This window comes from Microbacterium neimengense, from assembly GCF_054782995.1.
This window is the reverse complement of the sequence record NZ_BAAGRK010000003.1, coordinates 999,273-1,011,777: the sequence shown is the minus strand read 5'-3', so window position 1 is coordinate 1,011,777 and position 12,505 is coordinate 999,273. Positions and strand designations below refer to the sequence as shown.

General features: G+C 67.9%; 14 protein-coding genes. 4 read left to right on the top strand and 10 right to left on the bottom strand.

All coding sequences use genetic code 11. The features are described 5' to 3' along the window. The gene (locus ACYVJS_RS07615) at positions 1-1,494 is read right to left on the bottom strand and encodes a DUF7059 domain-containing protein (protein ID WP_460739241.1); all 1,494 of its coding nucleotides are present in this window, start codon (positions 1,492-1,494) and stop codon (positions 1-3) included. Positions 1,495-1,601: 107 nt separating this feature from the next. Between ACYVJS_RS07615 and ACYVJS_RS07610 the strand changes: the two genes are divergently transcribed. The 4 genes from ACYVJS_RS07610 (at position 1,602) to trxA (ending at position 6,704) form a co-directional block, all read left to right on the top strand. Next, positions 1,602-3,674: a DUF6049 family protein gene (locus ACYVJS_RS07610; RefSeq protein WP_460739239.1), complete on the top strand. Its 2,073-nt coding sequence runs from the start codon at positions 1,602-1,604 to the stop codon at positions 3,672-3,674. Then, positions 3,671-5,272: a murein biosynthesis integral membrane protein MurJ gene (murJ, locus tag ACYVJS_RS07605; RefSeq protein WP_460739237.1), complete on the top strand. Its 1,602-nt coding sequence runs from the start codon at positions 3,671-3,673 to the stop codon at positions 5,270-5,272. The genes ACYVJS_RS07610 and murJ overlap by 4 nt, the downstream gene beginning before the upstream one ends. 70 nt (positions 5,273-5,342) lie before the next feature. Beyond that, positions 5,343-6,320 (top strand): thioredoxin-disulfide reductase, encoded by a 978-nt coding sequence (gene trxB, locus ACYVJS_RS07600; RefSeq protein WP_460739235.1) that lies wholly within the window; start codon positions 5,343-5,345, stop codon positions 6,318-6,320. 60 nt (positions 6,321-6,380) lie between these two features. After that, positions 6,381-6,704 carry a thioredoxin gene (trxA, locus tag ACYVJS_RS07595; RefSeq protein WP_137418515.1) on the top strand — a complete coding sequence of 108 codons (324 nt, stop codon included), beginning with the start codon at positions 6,381-6,383 and terminating at the stop codon, positions 6,702-6,704. Between the two features lie 58 nt (positions 6,705-6,762). Here trxA and ACYVJS_RS07590 read toward each other — a convergent pair whose 3' ends face one another. The 9 genes from ACYVJS_RS07590 to rpmH all read right to left on the bottom strand — a co-directional run bounded on the left by ACYVJS_RS07590 (position 6,763) and on the right by rpmH (position 12,416). Then, a complete protein-coding gene (locus ACYVJS_RS07590) occupies positions 6,763-7,104 on the bottom strand; it encodes a tryptophan synthase subunit alpha (protein WP_460739233.1) in 342 nt (113 codons plus the stop codon). Between the two features lie 224 nt (positions 7,105-7,328). Further along, positions 7,329-8,291, bottom strand: a complete 963-nt coding sequence (locus ACYVJS_RS07585; RefSeq protein WP_460739231.1) for a ParB/RepB/Spo0J family partition protein — start codon at positions 8,289-8,291, stop codon at positions 7,329-7,331. Beyond that, positions 8,291-9,235 (bottom strand): ParA family protein, encoded by a 945-nt coding sequence (locus tag ACYVJS_RS07580; protein ID WP_460739229.1) that lies wholly within the window; start codon positions 9,233-9,235, stop codon positions 8,291-8,293. The genes ACYVJS_RS07585 and ACYVJS_RS07580 overlap by 1 nt, the downstream gene beginning before the upstream one ends. An 85-nt stretch (positions 9,236-9,320) precedes the next feature. Further along, positions 9,321-9,953, bottom strand: coding sequence for a 16S rRNA (guanine(527)-N(7))-methyltransferase RsmG (gene rsmG / locus ACYVJS_RS07575; RefSeq protein WP_460739227.1), 633 nt, complete (start codon positions 9,951-9,953; stop codon positions 9,321-9,323). 20 nt (positions 9,954-9,973) lie between these two features. Beyond that, the gene (locus ACYVJS_RS07570) at positions 9,974-10,468 is read right to left on the bottom strand and encodes a Jag family protein (RefSeq protein WP_460739225.1); all 495 of its coding nucleotides are present in this window, start codon (positions 10,466-10,468) and stop codon (positions 9,974-9,976) included. A 10-nt stretch (positions 10,469-10,478) separates the two neighbouring features. Then, positions 10,479-11,576, bottom strand: coding sequence for a membrane protein insertase YidC (yidC, locus tag ACYVJS_RS07565; protein ID WP_460739223.1), 1,098 nt, complete (start codon positions 11,574-11,576; stop codon positions 10,479-10,481). A gap of 5 nt (positions 11,577-11,581) precedes the next feature. Next, on the bottom strand, positions 11,582-11,917 hold the full coding sequence (gene yidD / locus ACYVJS_RS07560) for a membrane protein insertion efficiency factor YidD (RefSeq protein WP_460739876.1): 336 nt from the start codon (positions 11,915-11,917) through the stop codon (positions 11,582-11,584). Between the two features lie 17 nt (positions 11,918-11,934). After that, entirely contained in the window at positions 11,935-12,207 is a 273-nt protein-coding gene (gene rnpA, locus ACYVJS_RS07555) for a ribonuclease P protein component (protein ID WP_460739875.1), read from the bottom strand. 71 nt (positions 12,208-12,278) lie between these two features. Further along, complete coding sequence (rpmH, locus tag ACYVJS_RS07550; RefSeq protein WP_036304730.1) at positions 12,279-12,416, bottom strand: 50S ribosomal protein L34; 138 nt, start codon at positions 12,414-12,416, stop codon at positions 12,279-12,281. Positions 12,417-12,505: the final 89 nt, after the last annotated feature.

Genomic DNA, 12,505 nt, shown 5'->3' with positions numbered 1-12,505 from the left:
CTAATCGGCCGGGTCGTGCGGCACGTCCAGCATCCCGGTCAGCACGAGCTCGCGCACCCGCGGCAGCAGGTCCGCGCGGAGCGCTCCGGCATCGACCTCGAGCAGGTCGGCGATCGCGTCGATGAGCACGCCCACGGGCAGTTCCCCATCGCTCGCCCCGACGAGTGCGGCCAGCGCCGGATCGGCGGACACCGTGCGGGCAAGGCCGCCTCCCTGTCGGAGCTCGATCACACTGGGCGCCTCCGCACCGGGAAGGTGATGCCGCGCCTCGGTGACGTCGGCGGCCACGCGCAACACGGATGCGGCGAGCACCATGTCGTCGGTCCGATCCAGCCATGCCGCCGCCCGCCACACCGCGGCGGTGTGCGCGGCGAGCACGGCGGTGTCGACCCCCTGCGCCACCTTCTCGAACCGGCGCAGTCCCGAGCCGCGCATGAGTTGCACCCACCCGAGCCCCACGCCCATGACCCCGCGGGTCTCGAAGTCGTCGAGCCAGGCGCCGATCAGCGCCTCATGCTCGTCGCTGCCGGGCCTCGTGCCGCCATCGCGCACCCAGAGCTCCGCGTAGCGGGCCGGGTCGAGCTGCTCGCGCTCGATCACCCACGCGCCGACGCCCTCCGTCCACGCGCGCACCCGCTCCCGCCCGGACACGCCATCGCGCTCCTCCCAATTGCCCAGCATGATCGCCCGGCCGCCGTCGACGAGATGGGATGCGGCGCCGACGACGACCTCGCGCATGAGTTCGTCCCCTGCCCGGCCGCCGTCGCGGTACTCGTAGGCGGGAACGCCGTCGACCCGCGGGGTGATGACGAACGGCGGGTTCGAGGCGATCAGCTCGAAGCTCTCGTCGCCGACAGGCTCGTACAGACTCCCCTCGCGGATGTCGATGCCCTCCAGGTGGTTCAGCGCCGCGCCCAGCTTCGTGAACCACAGCGCCCGCGGCGAGATGTCGGTCGCGACGACGTCGAAGCCCCGCCGACACAGCTCGAACGCCACCAGCCCGCAGCCGCATCCGAGGTCGAGGGCACGTCCGCTCCCGGATGCGGGCAGCAGAGAGACGAGCGTCCGGCCCGCACCCCCGACGCCCAGCACGTGGTCCGGGCGCAACGGGAACACGCCTGCCAGCTCGTCCAGATCGCTCGCGATCCACCCCTCGCCTCCGTCGGCGAAGACGTGCGGGCGCACCGCCACCGCGGGCGCCACGTCCGGACCGCGTCGCTCGATCACGCCGAGCCGTTCCGCATCCTCGAGTCCCGTGCCGGGCAGTGCCGCAGCGACGGATGCGGCATCGACGACGTCCCCCAGCACGAACAGGCGCGCGAGCACGGCGACGACATCGTGCGGATGCCGCGCGAGCACCCGTCGGGCCGGGACGGCGACCGTCCGAGTGAGCGCGGACTCTGCCGCCTCGCCGATGAGCGAGCGAAGAGCCTCGGTCGTGAAGCCGGCGGCGTGCAGATCGTCGGCGAGGCGGTGGGCGAGAGCGGTGTGCATGAGTCCATTCAACCCGGGCGTGCGCTCGGTGAATCCCAGGCCGGGGCCCGTAGACTCGCTCCCGACACCTGCGGACTCTCGCCGCACAGGAGCCTTCTCAGCTACGAATGATTCCGACTTCGGCCCGCACGGGCACCCCCGCGTTCCGGCGGCGACGACTTCTGCTCGCGCCGCTCATCGCCGTCGCGATCGTCCTGGGGATCGCCGCTCCCGCGGCGGCCGCCACTCCGACCCCCTCGCCCTCTTCGACCGGCACCGTCGTGGTCTCGGTCGCACCGCTGTCCGGGGGGGTACTGGCGGCGGGCGAGGCGCTCACGGCCCTCGTCTCCCTCGAGAACAGCACGGCTTCGCGTACTCCCGGGTCAACGGCGGAGCTGATGATCGGAGATGCGCCGCTCGACGGCTCCGGGGCTCTCGGCGCCTGGCTGTCGGGGTCGGCCGATACCCCGGCGGGGCGCGTCATCGGATCCAGCGCGGTCGAGGAGACCCCACCCGGGCAATCGAGTTCGGCGAGTGTGATCGTCGCGGCCGACGACCCGGCGCTCGCGGGCCGCGGCGCGGGGGTCTATCCCCTGTGGGTCAGCCTTGCGGGCACGTCGGCGCGCTCCGTGGTCACGATCGGTACCGGTCCCTCGGGCACCGTCGCGGTCGTCGTGCCGATCACGGCTCCCGCGCTGACGGCGGGGATGCTGTCGACCGATCAGCTGGCCTCCCTCACCGCATCCGACGGTGCGCTGACCGCAGAGCTCGATGCCGTCACGGGAACCTCGGCGATCCTCGCGGTCGATCCCGCGATCGTGGCCTCGATCCGGGCGCGCGGCACGTCTGCTCCGGAGTCCGCGCGGGCATGGCTGCAGCGGCTCATGGACCTGCCGAACCCACGGTTCGCGCTGCAGTACGGCGACGCCGATGTGAGCACGCAGTTCGCGGCGGGACTCGGCGCACCGCTCGCGCCGACATCCTTGAACGCGTATGTGGATCTGAAGGCGCAGCCGGCCGCCCCCACACCGGCGCCGACGGACCAGCAGCAATCCGAGTCCACGCCGCCGACCCTCGAGGCTCTCTTGGACGTGGGTGCCGGCGCAGAGCCGACGATCTACTGGCCGCCGTCGGGCACGGCCTCACCCGAGCTCGTCGGATGGCTCACCACGGCCACGCCCGGGGCGCTCACGATCGTCGACAGCACACAGGTGTCGGCCGCATCCCCCTCGCACGCGCGGACCGGCGGCGGAGAGTTGCTCGTCGCATCGGCCGGCGCGTCCTCGGCGCTGCAGGCCGCGTCCACCGCCACCCGACCCACCACGCGTGCGGCGGATGCGGCGGCCGCGGCCGCGCATCTGACCTTCGCGTCGGCGTCGGCGCAGGGCTCCCCCGTCCTCGTCACCCTGGGAAGATCGGCCACGCGCGACCCCCAAGGCCTGCGCGGAGCGATCTCCGCGGCGACCACGGGCATGACAGCAGTGGGCCTGTCGAGCGTGCTCGGGGCCTCCCCGACCGACATTGACGTCTCCGCGGGCTCGGTCGATCCGGCGCGCCCGGCAGCGCTGACGCGCATGCTCTCCGATGCGGCACAGATCGACAGCTTCGCCACGATCCTCGACGACCCGTCGTTGCTCACCGGCCGTGAGCGCGCCGCCATCCTTCAGGTGCTGGGCGGCGGATGGCTCGGCGATCCGTCGGGGTGGCAGAGCGCCGTCGAGGCACACGCGGAAGCCACCGCGACGACGCTCGACTCGGTGTCGATCGTGCCCTCGACGGCGCTGAACCTGCTCACCGCGGGAACCAATCTGCGCTTCTGGGTGCGCAACGACCTGCCCTATCCGGTGAACGTCGTGCTCGTCGCCGCTCCGGACGATCTGCGCGTCGACGTCGAGCGTGAGAACGCCGTGGTCGCCGCGGCCGCCGCCAACACGCTCGTCGAGGTCCCCGTGAACGCGCGGATCGGCAACGGCGACGTCAAGATCGATCTCAGCCTGCGCAGCCCCGCGTACGTGCCCATCGGTCAGACGCAGACGGTCGACGTCAACGTGCGCGCCGACTGGGAGGGCATAGGTCTGGTCGTGCTGGTCGTGCTGGCCACGGGCTTCCTCACGATCGGCGTCGTCCGCACCATCCGCCGCCGCAGACGCGACAAGGCGGATGCGGCACCCACGGACGACGACATCGAGGAGAACGCGTGAGCGGTCTGGGCCGGGCGAGCGTGCTGCTGGGAGCGGGAACGCTCGTCTCCCGCCTCACCGGACTCATCCGCACCATCGTGCTGGTCGCCGTCCTGGGCACGATGTCGTCCCGGGCGGGCGATGCTTTCGCGCAGGCAAACCAGTTGCCGAACAACGTCTACGCGATCATCTCGGCCGGTGTGCTCACGGCGGTCATCGTGCCGCAGATCGTCCGCGCGAGCGCGAGGGAGGATCGGGGCCAGCGCTTCATCTCCGCCCTGTTCACCGCGGGGATCGTCGTGCTGCTGGCCGTCACCGCGGTGGCGATGCTGCTGGCACCCGTGCTCATCACGCTCTACGCGCCGGCGTACAGCCCCGAGCAGCACGCCCTGGCCACCGCGTTCGCCTACTGGTGTCTGCCGCAGATCTTCTTCTATGGCCTGTACTCGCTCCTCGGGGAGACGCTCAACGCCCGCCGCATCTTCGGGCCGTTCACCTGGGCGCCGGTGCTCAACAACGTCATCTCCATCGCCGGGTTCCTGCTGCTGATGCTCGTCATCGGAGGAGATCGTTCCGCGGTGTCGGACTGGAGCGCCGCCTCCATCGCCGCTCTGGGAGGCACAGCCACCTTCGGCATCGCGGTGCAGGCACTCATCCTGCTCGTGTCCTGGCGGCGCACGGGGCTCCGGTTGCGCCCCGACTTCCACTGGCGCGGGTTGGGGTTTCGGAACATGGGCCGTCTCGCGGGATGGACCGCGGCAATGGTCGTCGTCGGTCAGATCGCCGGCCTGATCCAGAGCCGGGTGATCTCCGAGGCGACCGGCGACGGCGCCTCGACGCTCGCCACCCAGACCGCGTGGCTCATCTTCATGCTCCCCTATTCCGTGATCGTCCTCTCGATCGGGACGCCGTACTTCACGCAGATCAGCGAGCACGCCTCGGCGGGCCGGGACGATGAAGTGCGCGGTGACGTCTCGCGCAGCATCCGCATCATCAGCCTGCTGATCGTCGTGGCGACGGCTGCTCTCGTGGTGGCGTCCGTCCCGGCATCCCGCATCATCGTGAACAACGCGGCGGATGCGGCCGAACTCGCCCCTGTGCTCATCGCCTACCTCGTCAGCCTTCTGCCGCTTTCGGTGCTCTTTGTGCTGCAGCGCACGTTCTACGCGTACGACGACACGCGCACCCCGTTCGTGTTCACGACGGTGCAGGCCATCCTCGTCATCGTCACAGCGTTGGCGGCCGCGTGGCTCGCGCCCACCCCGTGGCTCGCGGCCGCGGTGGCTCTGGGGCAATCGATCGCCATCACCGTGCAGGCCGTACTCGCGGCCATCCTGCTGCGCCGACGCATCGGTTCACTCGGCATCCGATCCTGGTTCGCCGCCATCGGGCGCTACACGGTCGCCGCGATCCCCGCTGCCGCAGCCGGATGGGGCGTCTACCTCCTCCTCGGGGGCGACACCGGCTGGACGACCTCCGACAAGATCTACGGCGCCATCGGCACCGGCATCATCGGAGCGGCCACCCTCGTCGTCTACCTGGGCGTGCTCGCCGCCCTCCGCACGCCCGAACTGGCCCCGGCGCTGCGACCGCTTCGCCGCATCCTTTCCAGACGCTGACAAACGGCCCACGGGAATGTCCCGCGGATACCATATGTTGAGCACTTTGAAACCACGAGGGAGAACGCACGTGCGTCAGCTCATCATCATCGGCTCCGGCCCCGCGGGCTACACCGCCGCCATCTACGCGGCCCGGGCCAACCTCAAGCCGCTGGTCATCGCCAGCTCCGTCGAGGTCGGCGGTGAGCTCATGAACACCACCGAGGTGGAGAACTTCCCCGGCTTCCCCGAGGGGATCCAGGGCCCCGAGCTCATGACCAAGATGGAGGAGCAGGCCCGCAAGTTCGGCGCGGAGATCCTCTATCAGGACGTCACCGAGCTCGACCTCTCCGGCCCCGTCAAGCGCGTGCAGCTGGGATCGGGCGCGGTCGAGGAGGCCGCTGCCGTGATCTTCGCGACGGGTTCCGCCTATCGGAAGATCGGCCTGCCGAAGGAGGAGCACCTCTCCGGACGCGGTGTGTCGTGGTGTGCGACCTGTGACGGCTTCTTCTTCCGTGAGCGCACGATCGCCGTCGTCGGCGGCGGCGACTCCGCGATGGAGGAGGCCACCTTCCTCACGCGCTTCGCGACCAAGGTCTACGTCATCCACCGTCGCGACGAGCTGCGCGCCTCCAAGATCATGCAGGAGCGCGCGATGGCGAACGAGAAGATCGAGTTCGTCTGGAACAGCGAGGTCGTCGACATCCTTGGCGATGAAGCGGTGACGGGTGTCGTCCTGAAGGACACGGTCGACGGCTCCACGCGCGAGCTCGACCTGCAGGGTGTGTTCGTCGCGATCGGCAACGACCCGCGCACGAAGCTCGTCCACGGCCAGCTCGACCTGACCCCCGAAGGCACCATCTGGGTCGACGGTCGGTCCTCGCGCACCTCGGTGCCCGGTGTCTTCGCCGCGGGCGACGTGATCGATCCGACCTACCGTCAGGCGGTCACCGCCGCCGCATCCGGAACCATTGCCGCTCTTGACGCGGAGCACTTCCTCGCGGCGCTCGACGAGGCGGGCGCACCGCAGTCCGACGCCGACCAGATCGAGGGTCTGCCGGTCGTCTGAGGGAACATCCGGACCCCGTCGGGTGTTCGGTACGAGTAAGACTTACGAAGGGAAATGACAATGAGCGCGAAGGCGACGAGCTCGAGCACCTGGAACCAGGACGTCCTCGAAGCAGACGGTCCTGTCCTGGTGGACTTCTGGGCGGAGTGGTGCGGCCCGTGTCGCATGGTGGCCCCGGTTCTCGATGAGATCCAGGCGGAGAACCCCGAGAAGATCACGGTCCTCAAGCTCAACGTGGACGAGAACCCCGATCTCGCGATGAAGTACCAGATCACCTCCATCCCGGCGATGAAGGTGTTCCAGGGCGGCGAGGTGAAGACCACGATCATCGGCGCGAAGCCGAAGTTCGCGCTCGAGCAGGATCTGGCCGCCTTCATCGGCTGATCCTCCCCTTACTGAGAAAGGCCCCCGGAGATTCTCCGGGGGCCTTTCTCTGTGCTGTTCAGGATGCCTCGGGGCGCACAGTGGCGTCCCAGCGGCGTGAGGTGTTCGTCTCGCCGAGCAGACGCCAGACGGCGCGGGTCAGCGGCGGATAGTCCAGGGCGATCTGACGGAGCACGCGATAGTGACGCGCCTCGGACGGCTTGGTGCCGCCGGCTTCGGCGATGTTCTCTGCGCGCAGGAGGAACACGACGAGCTCATCGACCGTGGGAAGGTCCTCCATGAAGTCCCATGGGTCTTCCCCCTCACGAAGTCGCTCGTGGATGAGCGCCGCCAGTTCGTCCGCCGCTTCCGCCCGCAGCAACTCGAGACTCGCTCGACGGCGTGGGGATTCGGAGGTCATGATTCCAGCCTACGTTTTGCACAACGCGTCGGAGTCCCGACCGCATCGTTTCCGTTTCGTCTCGTCGCTGCGCTCTTCGCTCGACGACCGGGGTCACGAGCGTTTCGTCCGCTCCTCGCTCGACGACCGGACTATCCTCACCGGTCGTTGAGCGAGCGAAGCGAGACGAAACGCAGAGCCCAACCGCCCGCTTTCGGTTCGTCAGAAGCGATTCTCCGCTCCGATCAGCGCGAAGTGCCGAGCTCTTCTTCGCCGAGTTCGTTGAGGATGCGATTCAGATCCTGAATGGTCGCGAAATCGATCGCGATCTGGCCTTTTCGTGCAGAGATGGAGATCTTCACGCGGGTGTTGAGGCGATCACCCAAACGCTCCGCGATCTCATCGAGATGTGCGCGACGCGCTCCCGCCTTCGGCGCTGGGCGCTTCACCACGGCGGCGCCCTTGGCCGCGGCCTCAGCTGCACGGACGGAGAGATCCTCGTTCACGATCTTGTCAGCGAGACGCTGCATGCTCTCCCCGTCTTCGACGGAGAGGATCGCGCGGGCGTGGCCCGCAGACAGGACACCGGCGGCGACGCGCTGTTGCACCGGGACCGGCAGGCGCAGAAGCCGGATGGTGTTGGAGATCTGGGGACGCGAGCGTCCGATGCGTGTCGCGAGCTGCTCCTGGGTGATGCCGAAGTCTTCGAGCAGCTGCTGGTAGGCGGACGCCTCCTCGAGCGGGTTCAGCTGCGACCGGTGGAGGTTCTCGAGAAGCGCATCCCGGAGCAGATCCTCATCCGCCGTCTCGCGGAGGATGGCGGGAATGGTCTCGAGGCCCGCTTCGCGTGCGGCGCGTGTACGCCGCTCCCCCATGATCAGTTCGTAGGTACCGTCACCCGTGTCGCGCACGACGACCGGCTGCAGGACGCCGAACTCGCGCACCGAATGCACGAGCTCAGCGAGGTCATCCGGGTCGAAGTTCGTCCGCGGCTGACGGGGGTTGGGAACGATGGCGTGCGGGTCCACCTGAATCAGGCGGGCCCCGGGGACGGCCAGCAGCTCCTCCTGCGGAGCGTCTTCGGTCACCGCATCCGTCTTCGGCGCGGGAGCGCCCGGGAAGAACACGTCGACCGGACGCGCCTCGGAAGCCTCCGACGTCGGAATGAGAGCGCCGATTCCTCGACCGAGTCCTGTTCGCTTGGCCATCAGTGTTCTCCTTCGTTCGTGGTCGACGGGGCCCCATCGGCTTCACGACCCAGTAGTTCGACGGCCGCTTCGCGGTACGCGACCGCGCCCGCCGACTGGCCGTCGTAGGCGATGACAGTCTGGCCGAAGCTTGGCGCCTCGGAGACGCGCACGGAGCGCGGGATCACGGTCGCCAGCACCTCCCGCGGGAAGTGCGACCGCACTTCCTCGGCGACCTGCTGTGCGAGCCGGGTGCGCCCGTCGTACATCGTCAGCAAGATGGACGACACGTGAAGCGGTGGATTCAAGTGCTTCTGAATCATCTGCACACTGCCGAGCAACTGACTCAGGCCCTCGAGAGCGTAGTACTCGCACTGGATGGGGATGAGCACCTCATCCGCGGCAGTGAAGGCGTTGATGGTGAGCAATCCCAGCGAGGGCGGGCAGTCGATGAGGACGATATGCGGCGGCTCTTCGGCCGCGGCGAGATACTCTTCGAGCGCCCGACGCAGTCGATGTTCGCGCGCAACCTGCGAGACCAGCTCGATCTCTGCGCCTGCGAGGTGAATCGTGCTCGGCGCGCAGGTAAGCAGCGGAGACTCGGGGCTCGTCTGGATGATGTCTGCGAGAGGAAACTCGTCGATCAGCACGTCGTAGACGCTCGGGATGTCGGCGGTATGCGGCACACCCAGAGCGGTGGATGCGTTTCCTTGCGGATCAAGGTCGACCACCAGCACGCGAGCGCCGACACTGGCCAGTGCGGCCGCCAGATTGACAGTGGTCGTCGTCTTACCGACACCGCCCTTCTGATTCGACACAGTCAGCGTGCGCGTCCCGGTCGGCAGTGTCACGGTGGAGTTCTCGAGCGCCCGCCGTCGCGCACGGAGGTCCGCGAGTTCGCGAGCAAGAGGAGTGTCGTCACCGAAGTCCGTCGCGGTGTCGTCGGATTGTTTCACGTGAAACACTTCGCCTTTCGCCAGCATCGAACTCTGTCCACTCTAATCGTCGCCATCGACAGCCACGCCGTGATGTTTCACGTGAAACATCGACTCAGGAACGCTGCACCCGACCGCGGACGACTCGGGTCGGTGTCTCCAGAAGGCCATCCCCCACGACCTCGACACGCAGATCTACCACACGGTGGGAGCGCGCCTGTTTCGCAGCCTTCTCGATCTCCGCGTCGGCGGCCGCCCCCTTGAGGAGAATCAACTCTCCGCCGTCACGGACCAGAGGTGCCGTGATCGGAAGAAGGGTGCGCAAGGCGCTCACCGCGCGAGCGGTCACGGCATCGAGAACCGCTCCGTGCGTCCAGTCCTGCGACCGACCTCGGAAGACCTCGACGTTGCTCAGCGCAAGGTCGTCCACCTGCTCCTGCAACCACTGGGTGCGTCGCTCCATCGGTTCGATCAGCACCCACTCGACGTCGGGGCGCGCAATGGCTCCGACGATTCCGGGAAGACCCGCGCCGGAGCCGACATCGCCGATCCGACCCGCGGGGACAAGCGGCGCCATCACCGCGCTGTTCAGAATGTGCCGACTCCAGAGCCGAGGAAGCTCCAGCGGTCCGATGAGACCCCGTAGCTCGCCTTCCTTAGCGAGGTTGTGCGTGAAGGCGCGGGCGCGATCGATGCCGTCACCGAAGATCGCGGCCGCCGCATCCGGCTCCTGCTCGAGACCGTCCATCAGTGTTTCACGTGAAACATTCACGCGCGACGGAGAACGGTGTGACGCTGCGCGCCCTCGCCATACGACTCGGAAACCAGTCCGCGCTCGGCCGCGATGTCGTGCACCACCTTGCGCTCGTAGCTGGACATGGCAGGAAGCGACGCCTGCGATGCGCCGTCCTCCAGTCGCGAAGCGGCGCGGTCGACAAGCGCCTCGAGCTCACGGCGACGCGCGTCGCGTGAGCCACTCACATCGAGGATGAGGCGCGAGAACCGACCGGTGCGGTTCTGCACAGCGAGGCGGGTCAGGTCCTGAAGAGCGCTGACCGTGTCCGGGTCCGCCAGCACGCGAAGAGAGTCGTCGCCATCCGATTCGATGGACACGTACGCGCGGTCGTTACGAACATCCAGCGCCAGATCACCACCGATGTCGGCGATGTCGAGCAGACCCTCCAGGAAGTCGGCGGCGACGTCGCCTTCCTGCTCGAGCTGCTCGACCGAGTCGGTCGTGGCGGGGGAGAGATCAGAGGTCATGACGGTCTTCTCAGCTGGAGGGTTCGGAGTCGGATGCACCGCTCTTGGCGGCGGGCGGCTGCTTGCCGGACTGCTTCTTCGCGCGCTGCTTGCCGACGGGCTGCTGACGCTTGGGGGCTGCGGCGCGCTTGCGCTCCGCCTCCTCGAGGAGACGCTGCTGCTCGGCCTGGTACTTCTCCATGGGAACGACCTTGCCGCTGCTGTCGATGGCCTTGCCGCGACGCGCGAGACGCTCCTCGCGAGCCTTCGCGGCCTCGGAGCCAGGAGTCGGCAGGTTCCGAATGACGAGGAACTGCTGCACCATCGTCCAGATGTTGCTGATGAACCAGTAGACGACGACGCCGAGCGGGAAGAAGATGCCGGAGAAGACGAAGGCCAACGGCAGGATGTAGAGCATGATGCGCTGCATCTGGTACGCCTGGCCCGTCTTCGCCTCGGGCGAGAGGTTCTTCGAGATGATCTGCAGCTGCGTGAAGAACTGCGACGCGATCATCAAGACGACAAGAACGAGCAGGATGACGACCGTGACGGTGCCATCCGGGCGGCCCCACGCGCCGACCAGATTGTCGTGCAGGGACGCGCCGAAGAGATTCGCGTTGTAGAACTGCGCCGTCAGATTCGGATCCAGAAGTCCGACGCCGCCGACGCCGAGGGTGGCGTGCTTCGCGACGTCGTTCAGCACGCTGTAGAGCGAGAAGAAGATCGGCATCTGCACGAGAAGAGGGAGGCAACCGGAGATCGGCGTCGTGCCGTGCTTCTTGTACAGCGCCATCGTCTCGCGACTCATGGCCTCACGGGAGAGCTGGTCGCGCTTACCGCGGTACTTCTCCTGAACCTTGCGCAGTTCTGGAGCGATCTCCATCATCTTGCGCTGGCTCTTGATCTGCTTGACGAAGAGCGGGATGAGAGCCGCGCGCACGACGATCACGAGGCCGACGATCGACAGCACCCAGGCCAGACCGGAGTCCGCCGGCAGACCGACGAACGTCCAGATCGCGTGCCAGGCGACGAGCACCAGCTCGACGACCCACTTGAGCGGCCACAGGATCGTCCCGATCAGGTCGAAGCCGCCCGATGATTGCGTCGCGGTCGCAAGTACCAGATCCACGGGGATCAGTCCTTTCTCAGTGGCACGACGAATCCGTGCCGGGTCAGTGCGTGGGAGAAGTTCGCGTGGGCAGGAGGATCATCGATCCCGCCCTCGGCCCAGGGGTGGCACCGAGCGATTCGAGCTGCGGTCAGCGCCGCGCCCTTCACCGCACCGTGCTGCTGAACCGCCCCCACCGCGTAGGCGGAGCAGGACGGGTAGTACTTGCAGACATCCCCATACGTATGCGAGATGGTCGCACGGTAACCATGGAGAAGACCGAGGATGATGTTGCGCGGCAGCAGCGGAACCGCGCGGATCCAGCCGTGCTCCGGCATCGTCGCCTCGCCGACGGACGCCATCGGCAGCGTCGACGTGCTCACGACGCCCTCCGCGCCAGGCATCGCTTCACTTCGGCGTCCAGCTCAGCGAACGATGCGTCCGCTCCACCGGGCAGCACGCGCACGACAACGTCCGCGCCCCTAACCACTGTCGGGAGCGCGGACGCGCAGATTGCTTTGAGTCGCCGGCGGACGCGATTGCGAGCGACCGCCGTACCGACCTTCTTGCTCACGATGAATCCGAACCGTGCGGCGCGATCGTCACCGGATGCCACCACGTACGTGACGGTGTGGGGACCGGAACATCGCACGCCGCGACGGACGACAGCCTTGTACTCGGCGCCGTCGGTCAGTCGGTTCGGCCGCGAGAGCAACGGAAGGGTCAGGCCGAGAGCTCGGTGCGGCCCTTGCCGCGGCGTGCCGAAAGAATGGCGCGGCCGGCGCGGGTGCGCATGCGAGCGCGGAAGCCGTGCTTCTTGGCGCGACGGCGGTTGTTGGGCTGGAACGTACGCTTGCTCATGGGATCTCTCCGGGAAACGGTTGCCACCCGAAGGCGAAGCCTTCAGACGTGGTCGGGGACTGCCTCGAGGGCATAAGTCAACCGACTAA